Origin of the sequence: Tsukamurella pulmonis (assembly GCF_900103175.1) — a bacterium.
Classification (GTDB): Bacteria; Actinomycetota; Actinomycetes; order Mycobacteriales; family Mycobacteriaceae; genus Tsukamurella; species Tsukamurella pulmonis.
Genome location: NZ_FNLF01000002.1, coordinates 1,347,678 through 1,372,334 on the forward strand (window position 1 = coordinate 1,347,678; position 24,657 = coordinate 1,372,334).

21 protein-coding genes and 1 tRNA gene are annotated in these 24,657 nt (G+C 72.6%); 11 read left to right on the forward strand and 11 right to left on the reverse strand.

The annotated features are described in order from the left end of the window. Positions 1-68 precede the first annotated feature (68 nt). From BLQ62_RS06880 to BLQ62_RS06895, 4 genes are all read right to left on the reverse strand, one after another. Positions 69-1,085, reverse strand: coding sequence for a DUF4349 domain-containing protein (locus BLQ62_RS06880; RefSeq protein ID WP_068566570.1), 1,017 nt, complete (start codon positions 1,083-1,085; stop codon positions 69-71). Then, entirely contained in the window at positions 1,082-1,648 is a 567-nt protein-coding gene (locus BLQ62_RS06885) for an RNA polymerase sigma factor (protein ID WP_068566568.1), read from the reverse strand. Before BLQ62_RS06885 ends, BLQ62_RS06880 begins: the two co-directional genes overlap by 4 nt. Positions 1,649-1,714: 66 nt before the next feature. Continuing rightward, complete coding sequence (locus BLQ62_RS06890) at positions 1,715-2,353, reverse strand: HAD-IA family hydrolase (protein ID WP_068566566.1); 639 nt, start codon at positions 2,351-2,353, stop codon at positions 1,715-1,717. A 62-nt stretch (positions 2,354-2,415) separates the two neighbouring features. Next, entirely contained in the window at positions 2,416-3,423 is a 1,008-nt protein-coding gene (locus BLQ62_RS06895) for an alpha-hydroxy acid oxidase (RefSeq protein WP_068566564.1), read from the reverse strand. 120 nt (positions 3,424-3,543) lie between these two features. On the opposite strand from BLQ62_RS06895, the gene fdnG reads away from it, so the two are divergent. Genes fdnG through nrfD form a run of 3 tightly spaced genes read left to right on the forward strand, consistent with a single transcriptional unit; the run spans position 3,544 to position 8,833 of the window. Further along, a complete protein-coding gene (gene fdnG, locus BLQ62_RS06905) occupies positions 3,544-6,708 on the forward strand; it encodes a formate dehydrogenase-N subunit alpha (RefSeq protein WP_174234944.1) in 3,165 nt (1,054 codons plus the stop codon). Continuing rightward, a complete protein-coding gene (locus tag BLQ62_RS06910; protein WP_068566558.1) occupies positions 6,708-7,748 on the forward strand; it encodes a 4Fe-4S dicluster domain-containing protein in 1,041 nt (346 codons plus the stop codon). The genes fdnG and BLQ62_RS06910 overlap by 1 nt, the downstream gene beginning before the upstream one ends. Then, positions 7,745-8,833, forward strand: a complete 1,089-nt coding sequence (gene nrfD / locus BLQ62_RS06915) for an NrfD/PsrC family molybdoenzyme membrane anchor subunit (protein ID WP_068566556.1) — start codon at positions 7,745-7,747, stop codon at positions 8,831-8,833. Before BLQ62_RS06910 ends, nrfD begins: the two co-directional genes overlap by 4 nt. Here nrfD and selD read toward each other — a convergent pair. Then, positions 8,823-9,812 (reverse strand): selenide, water dikinase SelD, encoded by a 990-nt coding sequence (selD, locus tag BLQ62_RS06920; protein WP_068566554.1) that lies wholly within the window; start codon positions 9,810-9,812, stop codon positions 8,823-8,825. The genes nrfD and selD overlap by 11 nt on opposite strands. A gap of 80 nt (positions 9,813-9,892) precedes the next feature. Here selD and BLQ62_RS06925 point away from each other — a divergent pair. The 4 genes from BLQ62_RS06925 to BLQ62_RS06940 all read left to right on the forward strand — a co-directional run bounded on the left by BLQ62_RS06925 (position 9,893) and on the right by BLQ62_RS06940 (position 13,398). Then, positions 9,893-9,988 (forward strand) — tRNA-Sec (locus BLQ62_RS06925). A 102-nt stretch (positions 9,989-10,090) separates the two neighbouring features. Continuing rightward, the gene (selA, locus tag BLQ62_RS06930) at positions 10,091-11,320 is read left to right on the forward strand and encodes an L-seryl-tRNA(Sec) selenium transferase (protein WP_414929919.1); all 1,230 of its coding nucleotides are present in this window, start codon (positions 10,091-10,093) and stop codon (positions 11,318-11,320) included. Next, positions 11,308-13,089: a selenocysteine-specific translation elongation factor gene (gene selB, locus BLQ62_RS06935; protein ID WP_068566551.1), complete on the forward strand. Its 1,782-nt coding sequence runs from the start codon at positions 11,308-11,310 to the stop codon at positions 13,087-13,089. Before selA ends, selB begins: the two co-directional genes overlap by 13 nt. A gap of 102 nt (positions 13,090-13,191) precedes the next feature. Further along, the gene (locus tag BLQ62_RS06940; protein ID WP_133298544.1) at positions 13,192-13,398 is read left to right on the forward strand and encodes a hypothetical protein; all 207 of its coding nucleotides are present in this window, start codon (positions 13,192-13,194) and stop codon (positions 13,396-13,398) included. Positions 13,399-13,402: 4 nt separating this feature from the next. On the opposite strand, the gene BLQ62_RS06945 is transcribed toward BLQ62_RS06940, so the two are convergent. The 3 genes from BLQ62_RS06945 to BLQ62_RS06955 all read right to left on the reverse strand — a co-directional run bounded on the left by BLQ62_RS06945 (position 13,403) and on the right by BLQ62_RS06955 (position 16,216). After that, positions 13,403-14,401, reverse strand: a complete 999-nt coding sequence (locus BLQ62_RS06945) for an ArsR/SmtB family transcription factor (protein WP_068566549.1) — start codon at positions 14,399-14,401, stop codon at positions 13,403-13,405. Positions 14,402-14,473: 72 nt separating this feature from the next. Further along, on the reverse strand, positions 14,474-14,947 hold the full coding sequence (locus BLQ62_RS06950; protein ID WP_068532579.1) for a carboxymuconolactone decarboxylase family protein: 474 nt from the start codon (positions 14,945-14,947) through the stop codon (positions 14,474-14,476). 84 nt (positions 14,948-15,031) lie between these two features. Beyond that, entirely contained in the window at positions 15,032-16,216 is a 1,185-nt protein-coding gene (locus BLQ62_RS06955; RefSeq protein WP_068566547.1) for an FAD-dependent oxidoreductase, read from the reverse strand. A 95-nt stretch (positions 16,217-16,311) separates the two neighbouring features. Between BLQ62_RS06955 and BLQ62_RS06960 the strand changes: the two genes are divergently transcribed. Then, positions 16,312-16,887, forward strand: a complete 576-nt coding sequence (locus tag BLQ62_RS06960; protein WP_068566545.1) for a TetR/AcrR family transcriptional regulator — start codon at positions 16,312-16,314, stop codon at positions 16,885-16,887. Positions 16,888-16,906: 19 nt separating this feature from the next. On the opposite strand, the gene BLQ62_RS06965 is transcribed toward BLQ62_RS06960, so the two are convergent. From BLQ62_RS06965 to BLQ62_RS06975, 3 genes are read right to left on the reverse strand one after another with little or no spacing between them, the layout of a single operon-like run. After that, the gene (locus tag BLQ62_RS06965) at positions 16,907-18,499 is read right to left on the reverse strand and encodes an ABC transporter permease (protein WP_139184170.1); all 1,593 of its coding nucleotides are present in this window, start codon (positions 18,497-18,499) and stop codon (positions 16,907-16,909) included. Beyond that, positions 18,484-19,248, reverse strand: a complete 765-nt coding sequence (locus BLQ62_RS06970) for an ABC transporter ATP-binding protein (protein WP_068532566.1) — start codon at positions 19,246-19,248, stop codon at positions 18,484-18,486. The genes BLQ62_RS06965 and BLQ62_RS06970 overlap by 16 nt, the downstream gene beginning before the upstream one ends. A gap of 46 nt (positions 19,249-19,294) precedes the next feature. Continuing rightward, positions 19,295-20,962 (reverse strand): AMP-binding protein, encoded by a 1,668-nt coding sequence (locus BLQ62_RS06975; protein WP_068566540.1) that lies wholly within the window; start codon positions 20,960-20,962, stop codon positions 19,295-19,297. 106 nt (positions 20,963-21,068) lie between these two features. On the opposite strand from BLQ62_RS06975, the gene BLQ62_RS06980 reads away from it, so the two are divergent. Genes BLQ62_RS06980 through mmsB form a run of 3 tightly spaced genes read left to right on the forward strand, consistent with a single transcriptional unit; the run spans position 21,069 to position 24,649 of the window. Then, positions 21,069-22,592 (forward strand): CoA-acylating methylmalonate-semialdehyde dehydrogenase, encoded by a 1,524-nt coding sequence (locus BLQ62_RS06980; RefSeq protein WP_068566538.1) that lies wholly within the window; start codon positions 21,069-21,071, stop codon positions 22,590-22,592. Positions 22,593-22,601: 9 nt separating this feature from the next. Continuing rightward, positions 22,602-23,765, forward strand: coding sequence for an acyl-CoA dehydrogenase family protein (locus BLQ62_RS06985; RefSeq protein ID WP_269451322.1), 1,164 nt, complete (start codon positions 22,602-22,604; stop codon positions 23,763-23,765). A gap of 14 nt (positions 23,766-23,779) precedes the next feature. After that, positions 23,780-24,649, forward strand: coding sequence for a 3-hydroxyisobutyrate dehydrogenase (mmsB, locus tag BLQ62_RS06990; protein WP_068566536.1), 870 nt, complete (start codon positions 23,780-23,782; stop codon positions 24,647-24,649). The last annotated feature ends 8 nt before the right edge of the window (positions 24,650-24,657 follow it).

Genomic DNA, 24,657 nt, shown 5'->3' on the forward strand with positions numbered 1-24,657 from the left:
CGCTGCCGAAAGTCGGCCGCGTTCACGATTTTCGGCAGCGCGCTGCCGAAACTCCTGTCGAGCCGGGGTCAGGAGTGGCGCCGCGCGGCCCGCACCGCGCGGTAGGCCGCGTAGAGCAGTGCGAGCAGCGCCGCCCAGGGCAGCACCGCTCCGGCGATCACCAACAGCCACCGGCCGGCGGCCAGCAGCGCGTCCCACCCGTCCTGCAGTCCGCCCGCGAACCCGGACCGGTCGACGGTGACGGTCGGCTTCTCGATCGTCACCGTCACCGTCGAGAGGGAGACCCGGTCGGCGATCGACGCGCGTCGCGACTGCAGGGATTCGAGCTCCTGCTGGCGGGAGGTCAGCGCGGACTCCGCCGCGATCACCTGATCCGTGGTCTCGGCCCGCGCGAGCACCGCGCTCAACCGGTCGACGGAGACCCGGGTCGCGCGGATGCGCGCGTCCAGGTCCACGGCGGTGTCCGTGACGTCCTCGTGCTCGAGCTGCACGGACGCGACGGTGCCGACGCCGCCGGCCCGGTCGAGCAGTTCGGTGATCCTCTCGCTCGGAATGCGCAGGCGCAGTGTGGCCGAAGCCTGGTCACCGCGGGTCTCCCGCCGCTCATCGACGCGGCCGTCGAGGCGCTCGGCGGTGGCCGCCAGGTCCTTCGCCGCGGCAGCGGGATCCGTGCTCGTGACCGTCACCGTGCCGGTGGTGACCACGTGCCGGTTGTTGGTGATCGGCGTCGGGGTCGGCGGCGGCATCGGCCCCGTGGTGGGGGCGGCCTGCGGTGCGGGGGCCGCCAGCGGTGCCCCGCCGGTGACGGGCGCGGACTCCGCGGCTCCGCGGGCGGCGGTCTGCGGTCCCGCGCCCGGCACGGAGAACGACTTGTCGCTGCCGGTGTCCTGGAACTGGTTCACCACGACGCCGCCGCCGACGGCGACGACGGCGATCGCGGCGGCCGCCGCGATGCCCATCGTGCGGCGCCGCCGGCTGCGACGGCGCGCCTGCACATCGGTGTCGACCTCGGCCATGACGACCGAGCGCATCGCGGCGAGCCGATCGTCGGTGAGGATGTCGTCGGGGGTGGTGCGGGCGGTCATGACTGCTCCCTCAGGGTGCTCAGGTCGGCGCGCAGACGGCTGCGCAGCCGGGAGACGCGGTTGCGGACGGCGGCGTGGCTCACGCCCACCTCGGCCGCGGCCCGCTCGTAGGTCCTCTCGTCCTCGACGCAGAGCCGGTAGAGGCGCTGATCGGTGGGGGACAGGGCGTGCACGGCGTCGGCGATGAGGCCACGGACCTCGGCGGCGAGTGCCTCGTCCTCCGGCGAGGCGGCGGCGTCCGGCGGCTCCACGGTGTCCAGCGGCGCCGATCTGTCGCGGACGGCGGCGAGCCGGCGACCGGTGTTGAGCGCGGTGTACCGCGCCGTGGTCATCAGCCAGGGCAGCACCGATTCGTCGACGATCCGCACGGAGTCGATCCGGCGCCACAGTGTGAGGAAGGTGTCCTGGGCGACCTCCTGCGCCGCATCGGCGTCGTGCAGCACGGAGTAGGCCTGCCAGTAGACCGCGCGCACGTGGCGGTCGTGGATCGCCGCGAATGCGGCGCCGTCCCCGCCCGCGGCGCGGGCGAGGAGGGCCCGGTCCGCGGACTCGTCGGTTCTCATCGTGGACGTCACACCCCTTCATGTCGCCGGGGCGCCGAACCGTCTCACCTTCGGCGATCCGGCGCGTCAGACGGTCAGGTGGATGCCCTCGTCGTCGACGGTGACCGTCACCGTCGTCAGGTCGTCGACCTGCACGTCGGGCGAGAAGCGCGCCGCCTGCGGGCCCACCCCGACCACGCGCATCCCGGCGGCCCTCGCCGCGGTGGTGCCCGCCTCCGAATCCTCGAAGACGATGCAGTCGGCGGGGTCGAACCCGAGGAGCGCCGCGCCGCGCAGGAAGCCCTCGGGGTCGGGCTTGCTGGCGCGCACGTCCTCCGCGGTCACCCGCACCGCCGGCACCGGCAGGCCCGCTGCGCCCATGCGCGCCGTCGCCAGCGCGAGGTCCGCGGAGGTGACGAGGGCGTGCGGGGCACCGTCGAGCGCGGCGAGGAACGCGGGCGCGCCGGCGACGGGGACGATGCCCTCGGTGTCGGCGGTCTCCTGCGCGAGCAGCGCGCGGTTCTCCGCGAGGTTGACCTCGACGGGGCGGTCGGGCAGCAAATCCGCCATGGTGGCGTGCCCCTGGCGGCCGTGCGCGACGGCGAGCACCCGCGCCGGATCGAGGCCCTTCTCCCGGGCCCAGGCCGTCCAGCAGCGTTCGACGACGGCGTGCGAATCGACCAGTGTGCCGTCCATGTCCAGCAGTAGAGCGCGGCCGGTGAGCATGCGTTCCTCCTCGGATGGGCCTGTGCGCACCACGATACGGATCGGCGGCCGGCCGGCGGGGGTCAGCGAGGGACGACGAGGTCGTCCGTCAACTCCCCGAGATGCACGGCGCCCGCCAGCCCCATGGCGTGCCGGAGGTCGTCGTGGAGCCCCGCCAGCAGGGCTGCGACGCCGTCACCGCCCGAGTCCGCCAGGGCCCACAGGACCGGGCGGCCGACGAAGACCGCGTCCGCGCCGAGCGCGAGCGCGGCCAGCGCGTCCAGGCCGCCGCGGACATCGCCGTCCACCAGGACCCGCGCTCGCTGTCCGACGGCCGCGGCGATCCACGGCAGCGCCTGCGACGGCGCGACGGTGCGGCCGAGCTGCCGCCCGCCGTGATCGCTCACCCACACGCCGGCCGCGCCTGCGTCGACGCAGCGCCGGGCCTCGTCGGCGCGCAGCACGCCCTTGACGATCACCGGGAGGCCCGTGAGGTCGGCGAGCCGGCCGATGTCATCCAGGACGGCACCGGCGTCCTGCTCGATAGCGGTCCACGCGTCGGCGCCGGGCGGCAGGTGCTGGGCGACGTTGACGAGGGCCAGGTCGTCGTCCAGCGGTGGCAGCCCGCGGCCGCCGGAGCGTCCCACGTACGGGGTGTCGCCGGTGAGGACCAGCGCCGTCGCACCCGCCGCGGCGGCGCGCTGCACGAGCGCATCGGTGATGCCGCGGTCCCGCATGAGGTAGACCTGCTGCCACCACGGCCCACCGGCCGCCGCGGCGACCTCCTCGATCCGGGTTGTCGCGCGCATGGACAGCACGAACGGGGCGCCGCAGGCAGCCGCGGCGCGGGCCACCGCCGCCTCGCCGCCGGTATGCACGAGGCGGTGGAACGCAGTCGGGGCCACGCCGATGGGGGAGCGCCAGTCGCCGAAGACACTCGCCGAGGTGTCGATCGACCGGACATCGCGCAGTACCCGCGGCATGAATCGCCATCGCTCCCAGGGTGACTCGCCGTCGGTCGCGCCGCGCATCAGATAGGCCCAGACGTCGGGTGCGAGTACCCGTTCCGCCCGCGCTGCGAGTTCGATCATGTGGGATCCCCCTGACTCGTGGCGCTCGCGCCGTACGGGAGCCTTCACGATCTCACAGCCGGGTCTCGGATTCGCGGGGGACGGCCGCAGAGCCCGCGGCGCAGGACTAGGGTGAGGAGCATGACGAGGTTCAGCCCCCTCGAATGGCCCGTGCTGCGGCAACTCCGCTCCGGGGACGTCTTCGGCCGCGGCCCGGCCGTCGAGTCTCCGCGCACCCGCGCGCTCGAGCCGCGCACGAAGACCGCCGACCGCGTGGTGCAGAGCGTCTGCCCGTTCTGCGCCGTCGGCTGCGGCCAGAAGGTCTACGTCAAGGACGAGAAGGTCATCCAGATCGAGGGCGATCCGGATTCGCCCATCTCGCGCGGGCGGCTCTGCCCCAAGGGCTCCTCCAGCGAGCAGTTGGTGAACAACCCGCTGCGGCAGACGAAGATCCGCTATCGCGCCCCGTACGCCACCGAGTGGCAGGACCTGGACCGGGACACCGCGATCGAAATGATCGCCGACCGGTTCGTCGAGGCGCGGCGGCACGGCTGGCAGGACTTCGACGAGCACGGGCGGCCGCTGCGCCGCACCATGGGCATCGCCTCGCTCGGCGGCGCCACGCTCGACAACGAGGAGAACTACCTCATCAAGAAGCTGTTCACCGCCGCGGGCGCCATCCAGATCGAGAACCAGGCCCGGATATGACACTCCGCCACGGTTCCCGGTCTGGGAGCCTCGTTCGGGCGCGGCGGCGCCACCCAGTCCCTGCAGGACATGGCCAACGCGGATTGCATCGTGCTCATGGGCGGCAACATGGCCGAGGCGCATCCCGTCGGGTTCCAGTGGGTCGCTGAGGCGAAGGCCCGCGGCGCGCGGGTGATCCACGTCGACCCTCGGTTCACGCGGACCTCCGCGGTGGCGGACCGGCACGTGCCGATCCGCGCGGGCTCCGACATCGTGCTGCTCGGTGGGCTCATCAACCATGTGCTCGCCACCGACGCCTACTTCCACGACTACGTCGTGGCGTACACCAACGCGGCCGAGATGGTGGGCGAGGACTTCCGCGACACGGAGGACCTCGACGGCCTGTTCTCCGGGTTCGACCCGGAGACCGGCAAGTACGACCAGTCGACCTGGCAGTACGCGCCCGGGCGCGACGAGACGCTGCAGGACCCGCGCACCGTCTTCCAGGTGGTGCGCCGGCACTACGCGCGCTACACCCCCGAGGTCGTCGCCGACATGTGCGGCATCTCGCCGGCCGAGTTCGCCTACCTGGCGGAGTCGATCACGAGCAACTCCGGACGCGAGCGCACTACGTGCTTCGGCTACGCCACCGGCTGGACGCAGCACACGATGGGTGCGCAGTTCATCCGCACGGCCGCGATCCTGCAACTGCTGCTGGGCAACGTCGGACGGCCGGGCAGCGGCATCATGGCGCTGCGCGGGCACGCCAGCATCCAGGGCTCGACCGACATCCCCACGCTGTTCAACCTGCTGCCCGGCTACCTGCCGATGCCCTCGGTGGGCAGGCACGACACCCTCGCGGACTACCTCGCCGCCGTCCGCCCGGAGACGGGCAAGGGCTACTGGCAGTACGCGGACGCCTACATGATCAGCCTGCTCAAGGCCTGGTACGGCGACGCGGCGACGGCCGAGAACGACTTCGCGTACGACTACCTGCCCAAGCTCAACGGCCCCGCGGGCACGTACCAGACCGCCGTCGACATGCTCGACGGGAAGGTCGACGGGTACTTCGTGCTCGGCCAGAACCCGGCCGTCGGCTCCGCGAACGGACGCCAGCAGCGCATGGGCATGGCGAAGCTCAAGTGGCTCGTGGTGCGCGACCTGAACATGATCGAGTCGGCCACCTGGTGGAAGGACGGCCCCGAGATCGCCTCCGGTGAGCTGCGCACCGAGGAGATCGGCACCGAGGTCTTCTTCATGCCCGCCGCCACGCACGTCGAGAAGGCGGGCTCGTTCACGCAGACCCAGCGGATGCTGCAGTGGCGCCACCAGGCCGTGCAGCCCCCGGGCCAGGCGCAGAGCGAGCTCGACTTCTTCTACGAGCTCGGCCTGCGGATCCGCGAACGCCTCGCCGGCTCGACCGACGAGCGCGACCGCCCGCTACTGGACCTCACCTGGGACTACCCCATGGACGAGCACGGCAACCCTGACCCCGAGGCGGTGCTCTCGGAGATCAACGGTCGCTTCGTCTCCGGGCCGGACGCGGGGCGCAACCTCACGACCTACACGGAGCTCAAGGCCGACGGTTCGACGATCGCGGGTTGCTGGATCTACACCGGCGTCTACGCCGACGGCGCCAACCGTGCCGCGCGCCGCGTTCCGCAGGGCGGCGGCGGGATCACGCAGTCCGAGTGGGGCTGGGTGTGGCCGGCGGACCGCCGCATGCTCTACAACCGCGCCTCGGCGGACCCGCAGGGACGGCCGTGGAGCGAGCGCAAGAAGTACCTGTGGTGGGACGAGGCGGCCGGGCGCTGGACCGGTGCCGACGTCCCCGATTTCCCGGCGACGCTCGCCCCCGGCACCGTCCCGGAGCCCGGGGCGACGGGGGCCGAGGCGCTCGCCGGCGACGATCCGTTCATCATGCAGTCCGACGGCAAGGGGTGGCTGTTCGCGCCCACGGGCCTGGTCGACGGTCCGCTGCCCACGCACTACGAGGCGCAGGAATCGCCGGTGCGCAACGCGATCCACCCGCAGCAGCAGGCGCCCGCCCGCGTGCTCTTCCCGCGCGAGGACAACCTCGACGCGCCGAGCGCGGGCGATCCCGGGGCGGACGTCTACCCGTACGTCTTCACCACCTACCGGCTCACGGAGCACCACACCGCGGGCGGGATGAGCCGCTGGTCGCCGTACCTCGCGGAGCTGCAGCCGGAGATGTTCTGCGAGGTCTCGCCGGGCCTGGCCGCCGAGTGCGGGCTGGAGAACGAGGGCTGGGCCACCATCATCTCGCCCCGCGCCGCGATCGAGTGCCGCGTCCTGGTCACCGAGCGCATGCGCCCGCTGACCGTCGGCGGTCGCACCGTGCACCAGGTCGGCCTGCCGTACCACTGGGGCGTCGGCAGCGATGCCGTGGTGACGGGCGACGCCGCGAACGATCTGATCGGAGTCACTCTCGACCCGAACACCCAGATCCAGGAGTCGAAGGTGGGCTCCTGCACGGTGATCGCGGGCCGCCGGCCGCGCGGCGCGGCGCTCGAGGATCTGGTGCAGAGCTACCGGGACCGGGCGGGCGTCACCGTCGACACCGACAACGTGCGGCTGACGCCGCCGAGGGAGGCCTGATGGGACAGCTGACCGGCCCCACCGACCCGAGTGCCGACGCGCACTGGCACGTGCACGAGGCCCGTCGCGGCTTCTTCACGGACACGTCCATCTGCATCGGCTGCAAGGCGTGCGAGGTGGCCTGCAAGGAGTGGAACCGGAACCCGCGCGACGGCGACCTCGAGCTCACCGGCATGTCCTACGACAACACCGTCGCGCTCGGCGCCAGCACCTGGCGGCACGTGGCGTTCATCGAGCAGGACCGCGAGAGCATCGAGCGCGCCCGCGAATCCGGCCGCGCGCTGGTCGGTCTCGGCATGCCCGCCGTGCGCGGCGCCGCGCCGGTGAGCGCGGAGACGCCTGCGGGCGAGACCATGCCGGCGTGGGGCGAGGCCGACGTGACCCCGCCCGACACCCCGGAGTTCCGCTGGCTCATGTCCTCCGACGTGTGCAAGCACTGCACCCACGCGGGGTGCCTCGACGTGTGCCCGACCGGCGCGATGATGCGCACCGAGTTCGGCACCGTCGTGGTGCAGAACGACATCTGCAACGGCTGCGGCACCTGCGTGGCCGGCTGCCCCTTCGGCGTCGTCGAGCGGCGCAGCGACGGCACCGTCGCCCCGACGGTCCGCGAGGGGCACCGCAAGGGCGAGCAGCCGCCGGTGGACAACCGCGGGATCGCCCAGAAGTGCACCCTCTGCTACGACCGGCTCCGTGATGATGAGACGCCGGCGTGCGCCAAGACCTGTCCCACCACGTCGATCAAGTTCGGCGAGCGCGAGGAGATGGTGGCGACGGCCCGCGAGCGCGTCGCGCAGCTGCACGCGCAGGGCATGACCGAGGCGCGGCTGTACGGCGCGAACGACGACGACGGGGTGGGCGGCACCGGTTCGGTGTTCCTGCTGCTCGACGAACCCGAGGTGTACGGCCTGCCGCCCGACCCGCGGGTGTGCACCGCCGACCTGATGACCATGTACAAGCGCGCCGGCACCGCCGCCGCCGGCATGATCGCCGCGGCCGCGGTCTCGTTCCTCTCGGCGCGGAAGAAGGGCCGCCGGTGACCAGCTCCGAGTTCGACCAGTTCCGCCCGCCCCGGCCCGAGCGGCGCGGTAGGCGCGGCGACGGCTCCGGCAGGCGTCGCCGCCCCGACGACCTGATGGTGCCCGAGGCCGTGATCGAGCACGTCGACGGCTACTACGGCCACCCGATCGTGAAGCCGCCACCGTGGGAGGCGCCCGTCGGCGCGTACCTGTTCCTGGGCGGCGTCGCCGGCGGCTCGGGCCTGCTCGCCGCGGGCGCACAGCTCGCGGGGTACCCCGCGTTGCGCCGCAACGCCCGCCTCGCCGGTCTCGGCGCCGCGGGCGTCGGCGCGCTGGCGCTCGTCGCGGATCTCGGTCGCCCCGAACGCTTCCTGCACATGATGCGCACCTTCAAGGTGACCTCGCCGATGAGTGTCGGCTCGTGGATCCTCTCGGGCTACAGCGGTCTGATCGGCGTCGCCGCGGCGGCGGAGGTGGACCGGTTCCTGGGGGAGCGGCTCCCGCTCGGCCCCCTGCGGGCGGTGCTCCGGTTCGGTGAGGCGCCGGCGGGGCTCGGCGCGGCGGTCTTCGCGACGCCGCTGGCCGCCTACACCGCGGTGCTCCTGGCGGACACAGCGATGCCCACCTGGAACGCCGCCTACCGCGACCTGCCCTTCGTCTTCGTCAGCTCGGCGAGCCTGGCCGCCGGTGGCCTGGCCCTGGTGACCACGCCCGCGGACGAGGCCGCGCCCGCCCGGAACCTCGCCGTTCTCGGCGTGATCGGCGACGTGGCCGCGACCCGGATCATGGAGTCCCGCATGGACTCCGTGGCGGCCGAGCCCCTGCATCACGGCACCCCCGGGAAACTCATGCGCTGGGCCGAGCGGCTCGCGGTCGCCGGCGGCGTGGGCGCGCTCCTCACGGGAGGTCGTCGGGGTCGGGTCCGACGGTGCCTCGCCGCCCTGTCCGGGGGTGCGCTCATGGCGGCCTCGGCCTGCACCCGCTTCGGGGTCTTCGAGGCCGGTCTCGAGTCGGCCAATTACCCGCGCTACACCATCGAACCGCAGAAGCGGCGCCTCGCGGCCCGCCGCGCGGCGGGGAACACGGGCGACTCGATCACCGGATGACGATGCGTCCGGCCGCCTCGGCGGTCGTCCGGCCGATCACGGGGTAACCCGGCACCTCGCCGACGACGAGGAGACCACCGGAGGTCTGCGCGTCGGCGAGGAACAGCAGATCCTCCTCGGTGGCGCCGTCGGCGTCCACGTGCGGCGCCACCCAGTCGAGGTTGCGGCGCGTTCCGCCGGAGACGAAGCCGTCGCGCATCGCCTCGCGGGCGCCGTCGACCAGCGGCACCGCGGCGGCGTCGATCTCCGCGCCGATCCCGGACGCGCGGCACATCTTGAACAGGTGGCCCAGCAGACCGAAGCCGGTGACGTCGGTGGCGGCACGGGCGCCCGCGTCGAGGGCCGCGGCGGCCGCGTCCCGGTTGAGCGTCGTCATGGTCGCGAGGGCGGACTCGAAGACCTCGCCGGTGCGCTTGTGGCGATTGTTGAGCAGCCCGACGCCGATCGGCTTGGTGAGTGTGAGCGGCAGGCCGGCGACGGCGGAGTCGTTGCGCAGCAGGCGGTCCGGATGGGCGACGCCGGTCACGGCCATGCCGTACTTGGGCTCCGGATCGTCGATGCTGTGCCCGCCGATGACGGGGCACCCGGCCTCCTGCGCCACGGCGAGCCCGCCACGCAGCACCTCGGTCATCAGCTCCATCGGCAGCTCTTCGCGCGGCCAGCCGACCAGGTTGATCGCCATCACGGGTCGGCCGCCCATCGCGTACACGTCGGAGAGGGCGTTGGCCGCGGCGATCCGGCCCCAGTCGAAGGCGTCGTCGACCACGGGGGTGAAGAAGTCTGCGGTGGAGAGCACCGCGAGGTCGTCCGAGAGCCGGACCGCGGCCGCGTCGTCACCGTCGTCCAGGCCGACCAGCACGTCGGGCGCGACCTGCCCGGTGAGCCCGCGCACTGCGTCCTCCAGCTCGCCCGGCGGGATCTTGCAGGCGCAGCCGCCGCCGTGCGCGAAGGAGGTGAGCCGGGCGATCTCGTCGGTCATGGCCCCACCGTAGCCCCGGCGGGGCGGGCGCCCCCGGGGGACCGGTACCGCACCCGTCGTGGGCGGCTATGTTGGTCGGCGGAGGTGTCTGGGTTCCTGGTGGGCCCCCCGGTCTTCAAAACCGGTGAGGTCGAGTATCTCGGTCTGGCGGGTTCGATTCCCGTCCACCTCCGCCACGCCCCACCGGCGCGGCGCGAGCAGGCGAGTTCCGAGGAGGACGCGTGACGGACCCCCGCAGGCGGATTCCGCGCACCGACCGGCTGCTCGGCGCGCCCGCGATGGTCGCCGCGAGCGAGCGCCTCGGCGAGCGCCGGGTGCGCGCCGCGATCGCCGCCGCCCAGGACGCCGCGCGCCGCGGGGATCTCGATCCCGACGCGGTCGCCGCGACCGTGGAGCGCGACCTCGCCACGGCCTCGCCGGCGTCCCTGCGCCCCGTCCTGAACGCGACCGGCGTCGTGGTGCACACCAACCTGGGCCGCGCGCCGCTCTCGGGCGCCGCGGTCACGGCCCTCGTGGACGCCGCCGGCTACACCGACGTCGAACTGGACCTCGGCACCGGCACCCGCAGCAAGCGCGGGGTGGCGGCGCGGGCCGCCCTGCTCGCCGCGTGCCCCGCGGCGGAGGAGGCGCTGGTGGTCAACAACGGCGCGGCCGCCCTGGTCCTCGCCACCACCGCGCTGGCGGCGGGGCGCGAGGTGGTGATCAGCCGGGGCGAGCTGATCGAGATCGGCGCCGGCTTCCGCCTGCCGGACCTCATCGCCTCCACCGGTGCGCGGCTGCGCGAGGTGGGCACCACCAACCGCACCCACGCCCGCGACTACGCCGAGGTGATCGGGCCGGAGACCGGGTGCGTGCTCAAGGTGCACCCCAGCAACTTCCGGGTGGAGGGCTTCACCGCGGACGTTCCGCTGGAAGAGCTCCGCGCCGTGTGCGGCGACGTGCCGCTCGTGATGGATCTCGGCAGCGGACTGCTCGCCGCCGATCCCGCGCTGCCCGGCGAGCCCGACGCCGCGTCCGCGCTCGCCGCGGGCGCCGACCTCGTGACCGCCAGCGGCGATAAGCTGCTGGGCGGACCCCAGGCCGGAATCCTGCTCGGCCGCGGCGAACTCGTCACCCGCCTGGCCCGCCACCCGCTCGCCCGCGCGGTCCGCGCCGACAAGCTCGTGCTCGCCGCACTGGAGGCCACCGTGGGTGGGCCGGAGGCGCCCGTGCTCGCCTACCTGCACGCCGACCCCGCGGTGCTGCGCCGCCGCGCGGAGCGACTGGCCGAACGCGTGGGCGGCACCGTCGTCCCGCACGACGGCCGGGTCGGTGGGGGTGGCGCACCCGGAGTCCCGCTACCGGGCTGGGCCGTCCGCCTGCCCGAGGAGATCGCCGCCCCGCTGCGGGCCGGGGAGCCGCCGGTGCTGGCACGCCTGTCCGACGGTGCCTGCCTGCTCGACCTGCGCTGCGTCCCCGAGGATTTCGACGGGGCCGTGGCGGAGGCGGTGCTCGCATGCACGTCGTAGCCACCGCCGGCCACGTCGATCACGGCAAGTCAACGCTGGTGCGGTCCCTGACCGGGATCGAGCCCGATCGCTGGGTCGAGGAGCGGCGTCGTGGGCTCACCATCGACCTCGGATTCGCCTGGACGGCACTGCCGTCCGGGCGGGAACTGGCTTTCGTCGACGTCCCCGGCCACGAGCGCTTCCTGGGCAACATGCTGGCCGGGCTCGGCCCGGTGCCGGTGGTCTGCTTCGTGATCGCTGCCGACGAGGGGTGGAGCGCGCAGTCGGACGATCACCGCGACGCCGTGGCGGCGCTGGGGATCGAGCACGGCCTGATCGTGATCACCAAGGCGGACCGCGCGCCCGACCGAGTGGACGCCGTGCGCGATCAGGCGCGCCGCAACCTCGCCGGAACAGGCTTGGCGGACGCTCCCGTCGTGGCCGTCTCCGCCGTCACCGGCGCCGGCCTGGACGAGCTGCGCACTGGGCTCGACGCCGTGCTCGACGACCTCCCCGAGCCCGATCAGAAAGCGCGCGTACGGATCTGGATCGACCGGGCGTTCTCCATCGTCGGGGCAGGCACCGTGGTCACGGGCACCGTGCCCGCCGGCACCGTGCGGGTGGGCGACGAGCTGGAGCTGCTCGGCGCACGCGGTGCTCGCCGGGTCACCGTGCGCGGCCTGCAGCGGCACGGCGTCGCCGAGGAAGCGGTCGGACCGGTCTCCCGGCTGGCGGTGAACCTGCGGGGCGTGGCGGTCGAGGAGATCCACCGAGGGGACGCGCTGCTCACGCCCGGTCAGTGGCCGGCCACCGGCGTCGTCGACGTGCGCGTCTCCCGCGCGGACGACGATGCGGTGCTCCCGGAGTGGCTGACAGTGCACGCCGGTACCGTCGCCGTCCCGGCCCGCGTGCGGCCGTTCGGAGACGACCACGCCCGGCTCACCCTCGCGCGGGCACTTCCGCTGGCCGCGGGCGATCCGCTCGTACTGCGCGATCCGGGGGCCAAGCGGATCGTGGGCGGCGCGCGGGTGCTCGACGCGGATCCGCCGACGCTGCGGCGCCGAGGCGACGGTGGGCGGCGGGCGAGCGCCCTCGCCGGGCGCGGCACCGAGGGTGACCTGCTCGCCGAGGTCGCGCGCCGCGGTGCGGTGCGGCGCGAGCGGCTCGACGATCTGGGTTTCGGCGACGAGGTCCCGGACGGGGTGCGCGTGGCCGGCGCGTGGTGGATCCACGACGCGGCCCTGGACGGCTGGCAGGCCCGCCTGCGTGGGGCGGTCGCCGATCTGCACGCACGCGATCCCCTGGCGGCGGGCCTGTCGCTGGGCGCGGCGCGCGAGGCGCTCGAGCTGCCCGATCCGGCGCTGCTGTCAACGGTGCTCGACGGTGCCGGACTCGAGTCCGACGGGGGCAGGCTCGCCCTCCCCGGACACCGCACGGACCTCGGGCCGGCGGAGTCGGGCGTCGCCGAGATCGAACGCCGCCTGGCGCGAACGCCCTTCGCCGCGCCGGAGGCCGACGACCTGGCGGCGCTGCGGCTCGGTCCGCGCGAGCTCGCGGCGGCCGAGCGGGCGGGGAGATTGCTCCGCGTGGCGGACGGAGTCGTGCTCGCGCCGCACGCCCCCGCGCTGGCCATGCGGGAGCTCGCCGCGCTGTCGCAGCCCTTCACGGTCTCGCAGGCGCGGCAGGCGCTCGGCACCAGCCGCCGGGTCGCGGTGCCTCTGCTGGAGCTGCTCGACGGCCGCGGGTGGACGCGGCGGATCGATGCGGGACGGCGTGAGGTCGCTCGGTGACCCGCGCGCCGAAAGTGTTCCAGCACACAGTGTCCCCGATCACAATTTAGGTCATCACTTAAAGAATGGCGCAGGTCCGCGGAGGCGGGTCTACTTGTGGTCATGACCAGCTACCGTGATTTCAAGAACCTCACCGCCGACCCGACCGCCGGCACCGTCTACGCCCGCCTCGCGGACATCCACGACGCCGCCGCGCTGCCCACCGCCGCTCCGCGCTCCGGGTTCGCGGCCGCCGGCATGCGCGCCGCCCTGCAGCGCTTCGTCTCCGCGAACCCCGAGTACACCGGTCCCGCCGCACTGCGCTTCTGATCCCTCACGGGCGGTGGCCGCGCACCAGTCGATCACCCTCGGTCGTGCGCCGGTAGAGCACCTCGCGCCCGCTCCGGGCTCGGTCGATCAGGCCGTTCTCGTAGAGCACCCGCAGGCTCTGGGACACCGCCGAGGGGGAGATCTCCAGCCGGCGCGCCACTTCGCTCACGGCCACGGGCTCGTCGAGCGCGTGCAGCACGTCGGCCTTCGCCCCGCCGATCAAGCGCCGCAGCGCCCCGGGCGGCACCTCGCGCACCGATTCCGTGAGGGTCGCGCTGCCCCGGGCCGGATAGCCCACGTGCGGCGCCGCCGTTTCCGGCGAGTGGGCGCTCACCAGCCGGGTGAGGAAGACGCTGGGAATGAGCACCAGTCCGCGTCCCGCCGTGGCGTACTCGCCCGCATCGCGTGCGTAGGCCAGGTCCAGGCGCAACCGCCCGTCGCGATCCCAGCTCAGGTTGGGGTTGAGCGAGGCGAACAGCTGCGTCGGGCCGCCGAGCGCGAGCTCGCGCCCGCGGAAGGTGACGTCCGCCTCCAGGATCCGATTGACCGCGGGCCAGATCGGGGCGATCGTCACCCGGTGGTAGCGCTCCAGCGCGCCGGCGATGCGCGGGCCCGCCCGCTCGGGATCGTCGAGCAATCGGGCCAGTGCCGGCGACGGATCGGCGCCCTCGCGCAGCTCGTCGAGTTGGGTGTGGATGAGTGCCGGATCGGTCTCCGCGATCGCCGTCAAACCCTCCGTGAGCGACGGGCGCGATACCCCGGGCTCGGGCACCGGGGTCAGGAAGTCCGGGATCGCCTTGCCCGACGGTGCGATCAATGCGCTGATCAACCGGTGGTCGTAGCGATCGCTCTGCGCACGCGCGTTCTCGCGCCAGCGATGCAGATGCGCGGCGCCGTCATGCTCGGAGTTCAGGTGGAACAGGCTCAGCGCCGTCTCGTTCAGCGGGGCGAGCACGAAGCGCACGTCCGACAGGTCGCGGACGTCGAGCACGTAGGTCAGCATGACCAGACGAGCTTACGACCGGCCGGCGGGAATCGTTGCCGATTCGCCTGTCCCGCCGGGCCGGTCGGGCGATCAGGAGGGCGCGTCGGTGTAGTAGGGCGTTTGGCCCTGCGCGAGCTTCCATCGGGTCCACAGGTGCATGTTGATCACGGCCGCCGCGACGTCCTTGATCTGCTCGATCGTGAAGTGCTCGGTCATCGCCTGGTGGAAGCGGTCGAAATCATCGGTGTTCGGCACGGTGAGCGCATCGCAGTACCGCAGCGCGGTCTTCTCCGCCTCCGTGAACAGGTCGGAGTTCGCGTACGAGGTGAGGCCGTCGATCTTGGCCTGCGGGATCTGGTTGTCGCGCGCCGATTGCCCGTGCAGGATGTTGCAGAACGCGCAGCCGTTCACCTGGGAGACCCGCAGCCGTAGGAGTTCGGCGAGCTTCGGTTCGACGGACAGTTCGGCGGTGTAGCCGACCGCCTCGGCGAGGGGCTTGGCGGCTTCGTTGAACGGGTGCCCTTCGGGATCGAAGCGGGTGTTCTTGTACGCGATCTCGGACACGGGGTGCTCCCTTGCTCGTCGTGGAATCCTCCCTCACCGTATTTTGCGATCCGCACAACGGCAAGCTCCGCGCGGAGCGCCCGCTCACCGAGGCGTGCGGCTGACGGCGCGCAGGAGGGAGGGGCCGACGACCGGCGCGGTCAGCATCCGGATCATGAGGTTCTGCGCGCCGAGGTGCAGCCGACTCGGCGGCGCGAACCGCGCCATCCCCGCGCGCGCGTGGCGCTGGCGCGCAGCGACTTCCGGCCGCAGGTCCTCCTCCCACGAGCGCAGCGCCGCCGCGACGTCGCCCGGGCGGTCCGCGATCGCGCGACCCAATCGGTCGGCACCGGCGAGTGCGAGGCCCGCGCCGTGCCCCGCGAACACCGAGACGCACCAGGCGGCGTCGCCGAGCAGGACCACGCGGCCCGCGCTCCACGCGCCCATGACCACCTGGCTCACGGTGTCGAAGTACGCGCCGTCGACGCCGGCGGACCGTCGCACCGCCTCGTGCACCGATCCCGACAGGTCCCCGAAGTGCGCGGCCAGTGCGGTCGCGGTCCCGCCCGCCACGTCGGCCGACGCGGATGTCGTTCGGTAGGTGAAGAACGCCGACGGGACGCCCCGGCGGGGGCGGAACACGGCCGCCGTGCGGCCCACGTCGATGAAGGTGGCCGCGGTCTGCTCCGGCAGCGCCGCGGGCGGCGGATCGAGCGGGAACGCGGCCACGACGTGGTCCAGATCGCGGATGTACCCGCCCGGCGGGCCGAAGGCCAGATCGCGGACCCCCGAGTGCAGCCCGTCGGCTCCGACGAGCAGGTCCACCTTGTGCTCGGTGCCGTCGCTGAGGGTGATGCGCAGCGGCCCGTCGGGCGGCCCGTCGATCCCGGTGACGGTGGTGCCGAACCGGATCGGTGCACCGTCGTCGAGGGCGTCGTGCAGGACCGCCTCGAGATCGCCCCGGAAGAGGGTGAGTGCGCGCGATCCGAGTGACTGTTCGGCGAGGGCCGCCGGCATGGTGAGCTTCGTGCTGCCGTCGGCGCGGACGAGCACCGAGGAGAAGATCCCTTGGTCCCGATCCCGGAGTGCTGGGACCAGGCCCAGTGCTTCGGCGGCGTCGAACCCCGGCCCGAGGAGGTTGACCAGGTAGCCGCCGGTCCGACGCGCCGGGGCGCGCTCGATGAGGAGGACGTGGTGCCCGTCGCGGCGCAGGCGCAGTGCCGCCGCGAGGCCCGCGATCCCCGCGCCGGCGATCAGGATGCGCAGTGGGCTGTCGGTGTCGTCCGGCACGAGTTCCTCCTCAGTTTGAGCGACTGTTCATTCTCAGTATGAGCATCTGTTCATACCTGGCGCAAGCGGGGGCGGCGGACTCGTAGAATCGACTCATGCCCAGAGGAGTCGCGATCGACGGAGCGCGCCAGCGCCTCTTCGCGGCCGCCGAGGCCGTCGTGCTGCGCAGCGGCGTCGACGGGCTGTCGGGACGCGCGGTCACCGCGCAGGCGGGCGTGGCCACCGGCCTGCTGCACGCGCACTTCGGCGATTTCGACGCGTTCCTGGCGGCCTACGCGGTGGACCGGAGCTTCCTGCTGGCCGCGGACGCGGCGGAGACCGGCAACGACGCGTGGGCGCTCCCCGACGTGCTCTGCGCTCAGCTCGACGCTCTGACACAGCCCGCGGCCACCGCCTTCGCCCGGCTGCTGGCGGCACGCCCCGCACTGCGGGACCGGGCCGCCGAGGTGCTCGGCGACGGGGCCGCCGGCTTCGACGGCGTCACCGCAGCGGTGGCGGCCACCCTGGAGTCCGCCGTGGACGGCGGCCGGCTGTCACCCGCGGTCGATCCCGCGGCGCTGGCCTACGCGATCGTCGGTGCGGCGCTGCGCGCCTGGTGCGCGGGCGATCCGGACGCGTGCTGGCACGCGGCCGTGCGCGCGAGCGTCATCGCGTCCGTTCGCGCCGACTGACGGACCCGCGAGCGCCGGGTCAGGCGCGCGTCACGGCGTAGTGGATCTGATCGGGGCTGCGCTGCAACCGCTGGACCGCGGAGCGGCCGAGCAGCCACCACCCCGCCCCGCCGACGGCCGCCGCCACGGGCACGGCGATCCACGAGGCGGCGCCGGGCAGCAGCGCCCCGAGCAGCGCGCACGGGCCCACCGTGACCACCAGGATGCCGGCGGAGGCGAAGGCCCAGCCGATCGCTGCGCCGCTCGACGAGTTCCGGGTGGCGACGGACATCATCTTGCGCGCCTCGGGGACGGGGTACGGCGCCGCGGCCGAGGCGAGGACGACCAGGCCCGCGCCGACTCCGATCGCGCAGACGGTGACGGCCGCCGGGACCGCGAGGCGATCGAGGGGATCATCGCCGAAGGCGCGGACGATGATCACCGGCAGGACCGCGATCGGGGCGATCACCAGCGCCCACGCCAGCTGTCGCCCGCGCACGTCGGCGCCCGCGGCGCGCGGGATCATCGCGATGTGCCAGAAGGAGCGGCCGTCCAGTCCGTAGAGGTTCAGGCCCGACATGACCGCCATCAGCAGCACCATCCACGCGCCCCACCGGGCGTCGAACGGGAAGTCGTCGACGAACAGCGGGAGCACGCCGCTCATGATGCCGAAGGCGATGGGCGCCATGAGCTGATACCGGCGGCGGACGTCGCCGCCCCACAGCGAGAGCTCGCGCGCGACCACCGCGCCCCGCGGGCCGGCGCGCCATCCGCCGCGGAGGCGGCCGCGCCGCTCGCGACCGCTGCGCGAGGACGTCGGCACCGGCACCGCGCCGGCGAACAGCCGTCGCACCAGGCTCTGCCAGGCGGCGAGGAGCGCCGCATCGAGGGCGGCCAGCCCGGCGACGGCGCCGAGGGCGATGCCCCATTGGCCGTCGACTGCGCGCTCGACGGCGGCGATGCCCCACGCGAAGGGGATGGCGAGTGCGATGCGCGGACCGTCGTCGCCGGCCGTCGCGAGCAGCTTGTTGAGCAGGAACTGGCCGGCGTACAGCACGCAGAAGCCCGCGACGAAGAGCAGCAGCGCGGCTTCCCGGCCCCGCCGGGTGCGGACCGCCTGCGACAGGGTCAGCGAGATCACCCGCGACAGCGCGACGACGAGGACGACAGTGAGCAGCGCGGCGGGCGCCGCGAGGACCAGGGTGAGCGGCGCCCGGGCCGCCGCGTAGCCGATCACCGAGAGGAAGGCGAGCGCCGTCAGCGGCACGGGGACGCCGATCAGCGAGGCGAGGAACAGAGCCCGCGCGAGCGGACCCGGCTGCAGCGGCAGCAGCGTGAACTGGCGCGGCTGCAGGGTGTTGTCGGAGAAACCGGAGAGCGCCGGCAGGTACGCCCAGAGGACGCCGATCCCCACCAGGGTGGCCGCGATGTACGCGGCGGCGGAGGAACTGCGCTCGAGTCCCGCGGCCACGGCGCCGAGGACGAGGCCGAGCGCCGCGAGGGTGCCGAGGATCCCGAGGACGATGGTGACCGCGAGGCGCCCGCCCGTCGACCGGCGCTTGTAGAGCGTCCACTGCATGGAGGCGACGACGCGGTGGAGGTCCGCCTCCGGCGCGGTCACGACTGCAGCCACGACAACCCGCCCGTGTGCGCCGGGCCGCCGACCAGCCGGACGAAGGCGTCGTCCAGGGTTCCGCCCGCCCGGACCTGGTCGACGGTGCCCGCCGCCGCGACCCGTCCGGCGTTGATCACCGCCACATGCGTGCACAGCTGCGCCACCGTCGCCATCACGTGGCTGGAGAGGATGACGGTGCCGCCTCCCCGCACGTACTCGATGAGGATCGACCGGATCGTGGTGCTCGAGACCGGGTCGACCGATTCGAAGGGCTCGTCCAGGACGAGCAGTCGCGGGCTGTGCAGCAGTGCCGAGGCCAGGCCGATCTTCTTCGTCATGCCGGCCGAGTAGTCGGCGATCACGGTGCGGTGCGCATCGGTGAGCCCCAGGACCGCGAGCAGCTCGTCGCGCCGGGCTGCGATCGTCGCCTCGTCCATCCCGCGCAGCCGCCCCAGGTAGGTCAGCAACTCGCCGCCCGTGAACTGGTCGGGTAACGAGAGTCCGTCGGGCAGCACGCCGATGAGCTGCTTCGCGGTGATCGGGTCCTGCCAGACGTCCACACCGAAGACGAGGCTCCGGCCGTGGCCGGGGCGCAGCAGGCCCACCGCCATCGACAGGGAGGTGGTCTTGCCGGCGCCGTTGGGCCCCACCAGGCCGAACATCGAGCCCTGGGGCACCCACAGCGACACCCCCGCGACCGCCGGCTTGCCGCCGAAGGCGACGTGCAGGTCTTCGAGCAGCAGAGCCGGCGGCGGGGGTGAGGTCATGTAGCGAGGCTAATTCACGATCTCCAACGGGACAATGGTGATTCCGTCAGGACTCGCGGAACTCCGCGGAGGTCAGCCCCTGCTCCTCCGCCTTGCGCAGCTCCACGCGGCGGATCTTGCCGCTGATGGTCTTGGGGAGTTCGGCGAAGGCGATGCGGCGCACCCGCTTGTACGGCGCGAGGTGCTCGCGGCTGTAGTCGAAGATCGACTTCGCCGTAACCTCGTCCGGCGAGAAGCCCTCCGCGAGAACGATGTACGCCTTCGGCACCGCCAGTCGCAGCTCGTCGGGCGCGGGGACGACAGCGGCCTCCGCCACTGCATCATGCTCCAGCAGAACGGACTCCAGCTCGAACGGGCTGATCTTGTAGTCGCTGGACTTGAAGACATCGTCGGTGCGGCCGACGTAGGTCAGATAGCCGTCCGCGTCCTTCGAGGCGACGTCGCCGGTGTGGTAGACCCCGCCCTCCATCACCTTCGCGGTCTTCTCGGCGTCGCCGTGGTAGCCGACCATGAGGCCGAGCGGCCGCGGGTCCAGGCGCAGGCAGATCTCGCCCTCGTCCACGCCCTGCTCGCCGGTGGCCGGGTCGACGAGCACCACGTCGTAGCCGGGGCACGGGCGGCCCATCGACCCGTCCTTGAGCGGCTGACCCGGCGTGTTCGCCACCTGCACCGTGGTCTCCGTCTGGCCGAAGCCGTCCCGGATCGTCACGCCCCAGGCGTTCCGGACGCGGGTGATCACCTCGGGGTTGAGGGGCTCGCCGGCGCCCACGACGACGCGCGGCGGGGTCTTCAGCGCCGCGAGGTCGGCCTGGATCAGCATGCGCCACACCGTGGGCGGCGCGCAGAAGCTGGTGACGCCGGCCCGCTCCATCTGCTTCATCAGCGCGGCCGCGTCGAACCGGTTGTAGTTGTAGATGAACACACAGGCCTGCGCGATCCACGGCGTGAAGACGTTGCTCCACGCGTGCTTGGCCCAGCCGGGCGAGCTCACGTTCAGGTGCACGTCGCCGGGGCGCAGCCCGATCCAGTACATCGTCGACAGGTGGCCCACCGGGTAGCTCGCATGGGTGTGTTCGACCAACTTCGGCGCGCTGGTGGTGCCGGAGGTGAAGTACAGCAGCAGGGTGTCGTCGGCTCGGGTGGTGTGCGTCGGGGTGAACGTGTCGGGCGCGGTGTAGGCGGAGGCGAAGGTCTCCCAGCCCGGCACGGGCGAGCCGATGACGATGCGGCTGACCTGCGCGTCGGCGGGAACCCGCTCGGCGAGCTCGCTGCGCACGATCACGTGCTTGGCGCCGCCGCGGGTGATCCGATCGGCGATGTCGCCCTCGGCGAGCAGGGTGGTGGCGGGGATGACGACCGCGCCGAGCTTGATCGCCGCGAGCATCACGTCCCAGAGCTCGACCTGGTTCGAGAGCATCAGCAGGATCCGGTCGCCGGGGGCGACGCCGCGCTCGCGCAGCCAGTTGGCGACGCGGTTGCTGCGGGCGCTCATCTCGGCGTAGCTGAACTTCGACTCGGAGCCGTCCTCCTCCACGATCCAGAGGGCGGGGGCGTCGTTGCCCTCGGCCACGCGATCGAACCAGTCGAGGGCGAAGTTCCACTCGTCGAGCTGCGGCCAGGCGAACCGCTCGCGCGCCGCGTCGTAGTCCTCCGCGAGCTCCACGAGCAGGTCGCGGGCGGCCAGGAAGTCCCGATACCCCTGTGCACTGGTCACTTTCACGCCTTCCGGTTGATTACTTGGATATCCAAGTATATAGTGATGGGCAACACATCGCGCAAGGGATTCGCGATGGACCTCGATCGAGAGAGAAGGACACAGCATGGCTGACGTGCGCACCATCCCGCATTTCATCGACGGTCGCCGGGTGGAGGGCACCGGCCGCACCGCGGACGTCTTCGACCCGAGCACGGGTCAGGTGCAGGCCACCGTTCCGCTCGCCAGCACCGCGGAGGTCGACGACGTCGTCGCACGCGCCAAGAAGGCGCAGTCGCAGTGGGCCGCGTTCAACCCGCAGCGTCGCGCCCGCGTCTTCATGAAGTTCATCGACCTCGTCAACCAGAACGTCGACGAGCTCGCCTCGCTGCTCTCCAGCGAGCACGGCAAGACCGTGGCCGACGCCAAGGGTGACATCCAGCGCGGCATCGAGGTCATCGAGTTCTCGATCGGCATCCCGCACCTGCTCAAGGGCGAGTACACCGAGGGTGCCGGCACCGGCATCGACGTCTACTCGATGCGCCAGCCGCTCGGTGTCGTCGCCGGCATCACGCCCTTCAACTTCCCGGCCATGATCCCGCTGTGGAAGGCCGGCCCGGCCCTGGCCTGCGGCAACGCCTTCATCCTCAAGCCCTCCGAGCGCGACCCCTCCGTGCCGGTGCGCCTGGCCGAGCTGTTCATCGAGGCCGGCCTGCCCGAGGGTGTCTTCCAGGTCGTCCACGGCGACAAGGAGTCCGTCGACGCGCTGCTGAACAACCCGGACGTCAAGGCCGTCGGCTTCGTCGGCAGCTCGGACATCGCGCAATACATCTACGAGACCTGCGCGAAGAACGGCAAGCGCAGCCAGGCCTTCGGCGGCGCCAAGAACCACATGGTGATCCTCCCGGACGCCGACCTGGACCAGGCCGTGGACGCCCTCATCGGTGCCGGCTACGGCTCCGCCGGCGAGCGCTGCATGGCGATCTCGGTGGCCGTGCCCGTCGGCGAGGAGACCGCGAACCGCCTGCGCGAGCGCCTCGTCGAGCGCGTGCAGCAGCTGCGCGTGGGGCACAGCCACGACCCGAAGGCCGACTACGGCCCGCTCATCACCCCGGCCGCGGTGGAACGCACCCGCAGCTACATCCAGCAGGGCGTGGACGCCGGCGCGGACCTCGTGGTCGACGGTCGCGACCGCACCAGCGACGAGCTGACCTTCGGCGACGCCGACCTCTCCGGTGGTAACTACCTCGGCCCCACGCTGTTCGATCACGTCACCAAGGACATGTCGATCTACACGGACGAGATCTTCGGCCCGGTGCTGTGCATCGTCCGCGCGAACACTTACGAGGAGGCCCTCGCGCTGCCCACCGAGCACGAGTACGGCAACGGCGTGGCCATCTTCACCCGCGACGGCGACGCCGCCCGCGACTTCGTGGCGCGCGTCGAGGTCGGCATGGTCGGCGTCAACGTGCCGATCCCGGTTCCCGTGGCGTACCACACCTTCGGCGGCTGGAAGCGTTCCGGCTTCGGCGACCTGAACCAGCACGGCCCGCACTCGATCCTGTTCTACACCAAGACCAAGACGGTGACCTCGCGCTGGCCCTCGGGCGTCAAGGACGGCGCGGAGTTCTCCATCCCGACGATGCACTAGGAGCGGCACGTGCCCTACCCCAATCTGACGGGCGACGACCTCGCCATCGTCGAGATGGCGCGCGATTTCTCCCGCAAGCGGCTCGCGCCCTACGCGCTCGAATGGGACGCCACCAAGCACTTCCCGGTGGAGGAGATGAAGGAGGCGGGCAGCCTCGGCATGGCCGCCATCTACACCCGCGAGGACGTGGGCGGGTCCGGCCTGCGCCGGCTCGACGGCGTGCGCATCTTCGAGGAGCTCGCCAAGGGCGACCCGGTGACCGCGGCGTTCATCTCGATCCACAACATGTGCACGTGGATGGTCGACACCTACGGCTCCGAGGAGCAGCGGCAGGAGTGGATCCCCAAGCTGGCGCCGATGGACGTGATGGCCAGCTACTGCCTCACCGAGCCGGGGGCCGGCTCGGACGCGGCCTCCCTGACCACCAAGGCCGAGCGCGACGGAGAGGACTTCGTGCTCAACGGCACCAAGCAGTTCATCTCCGGCGGCGGCGCCTCCGACCTGTACGTCGTCATGGCGCGCAGCGAGGGCGAGGGCGCCCGCGGCATCTCGACCTTTCTGGTGGACAAGGGAACACCGGGGCTGTCCTTCGGTCCGCCCGAGGTCAAGATGGGCTGGCACAGCCAGCCCACCACCCAGGTGATCTTCGAGAACGTGCGGATCCCGGCCTCGCGCATGCTCGGCGGGACCGACGGTGCCGGTAAGGGCTTCGGCATCGCCATGAACGGGCTCAACGGCGGCCGGCTCAACATCGCCGCCTGCTCCCTGGGTGGAGCGCAGGCCGCGTACGACAAGGCGCTGCAGTACATGACCGAGCGGGAGACCTTCGGTCGCAAGCTGATCGACGAGCCGACCATCCGGTTCGCGCTCGCCGACATGGCCACCTCGCTCGAGGCCTCGCGCCTGATCCTGTGGCGCGCGGCGACCGCGCTCGACGAGAACGACCCCGACAAGGTCGAGCTGTGCGCGATGGCCAAGAAGTTCGTCACCGAGACCTGCTACCAGGTCGCGGACCAGGCGCTGCAACTGCACGGCGGGTACGGCTACCTGCACGAGACCGGTGTCGAGAAGATCGTCCGCGACCTGCGGGTGAATCGGATCCTCGAGGGCACCAACGAGATCATGCGGATGGTGATCGGCCGCGCCGAGGCCGCCCGCGTCCAGGGCAAGTAGGGAAGGCACCTCTGATGAGCACGATCGCATTCCTCGGCCTCGGCCACATGGGCGGGCCGATGGCGAAGAACCTCGTCGCGGCCGGCCACACGGTGCGCGGCTTCGACCTCGTCCCGGCGGCGCAGGAGGCGGCCCGCGCCGCCGGCGTCACCGTGATCGACACCGCCGAGGAGGCGGTGGCCGGTGCCGACGCCGTGGTCACGATGCTGCCCAACGGCGCCATCGTGACATCGGTGTACGAATCGGTCCTCCCGCACGCCGCGCCGGGCACGCTGTTCATCGACAGCTCCACCATCGCGGTCGACGACGCCCGTGCGGTCAACGCCCTGGCCGTGGCGGCGGGGATGAAGCAGGTGGACGCGCCCGTCTCGGGCGGCGTCAAGGGCGCCGACGCCGGCACGCTGGCCTTCATGGTGGGCGGCGACGACGCCGCCTTCGCAGCGGCCGAGTCGGTACTGGAGCCCATGGCGGGCAAGGTGATCCACTGCGGCGGCTCCGGCAACGGGCAGGCCGCGAAGGTGTGCAACAACATGATCCTCGCGGTGCAGCAGATCGTCGTGGGCGAGGCCTTCGTCCTCGCCGAGAAGCTGGGCCTGGCGGATCAGGCGCTGTACGACGTGGTCACCGGTGCCACCGGCAACTGCTGGTCCCTGCACACCAACTGCCCGGTGCCGGGGCCGGTGGCGGGGGCACCGTCGGGCAACGAGTTCAAGCCAGGCTTCGCGACGGCCCTGATGAACAAGGACCTGGGCCTGGCGATGGACGCCGTGGCGTCCACCGGTGCGCGCGCGCCGCTCGGCACGCATGCGGCGGAGCTGTACGCTGCGTTCGCGCAGGACAACGGCGGCCTGGACTTCAGCGCGATCATCCAGACGCTGAAGTAGCGACCACG

Coding starts and splice junctions, on each gene's coding strand:
- mmsB (WP_068566536.1), top strand. CDS start 23,780: ATGAGCACGATCGCATTCCTCGGCCTCGGCCACATGGGCGGGCCGATG.
- BLQ62_RS06960 (WP_068566545.1), top strand. CDS start 16,312: ATGCCCAGAGGAGTCGCGATCGACGGAGCGCGCCAGCGCCTCTTCGCG.
- BLQ62_RS06890 (WP_068566566.1), bottom strand. CDS start 2,353: ATGCTCACCGGCCGCGCTCTACTGCTGGACATGGACGGCACACTGGTC.
- selD (WP_068566554.1), bottom strand. CDS start 9,812: ATGACCGACGAGATCGCCCGGCTCACCTCCTTCGCGCACGGCGGCGGC.
- BLQ62_RS06945 (WP_068566549.1), bottom strand. CDS start 14,401: ATGCTGACCTACGTGCTCGACGTCCGCGACCTGTCGGACGTGCGCTTC.
- BLQ62_RS06895 (WP_068566564.1), bottom strand. CDS start 3,423: ATGATCGAACTCGCAGCGCGGGCGGAACGGGTACTCGCACCCGACGTC.
- selB (WP_068566551.1), top strand. CDS start 11,308: ATGCACGTCGTAGCCACCGCCGGCCACGTCGATCACGGCAAGTCAACG.
- selA (WP_414929919.1), top strand. CDS start 10,091: ATGGTCGCCGCGAGCGAGCGCCTCGGCGAGCGCCGGGTGCGCGCCGCG.
- BLQ62_RS06880 (WP_068566570.1), bottom strand. CDS start 1,085: ATGACCGCCCGCACCACCCCCGACGACATCCTCACCGACGATCGGCTC.
- BLQ62_RS06940 (WP_133298544.1), top strand. CDS start 13,192: ATGACCAGCTACCGTGATTTCAAGAACCTCACCGCCGACCCGACCGCC.
- BLQ62_RS06970 (WP_068532566.1), bottom strand. CDS start 19,248: ATGACCTCACCCCCGCCGCCGGCTCTGCTGCTCGAAGACCTGCACGTC.
- BLQ62_RS06885 (WP_068566568.1), bottom strand. CDS start 1,648: ATGAGAACCGACGAGTCCGCGGACCGGGCCCTCCTCGCCCGCGCCGCG.
- BLQ62_RS06910 (WP_068566558.1), top strand. CDS start 6,708: ATGGGACAGCTGACCGGCCCCACCGACCCGAGTGCCGACGCGCACTGG.
- BLQ62_RS06980 (WP_068566538.1), top strand. CDS start 21,069: ATGGCTGACGTGCGCACCATCCCGCATTTCATCGACGGTCGCCGGGTG.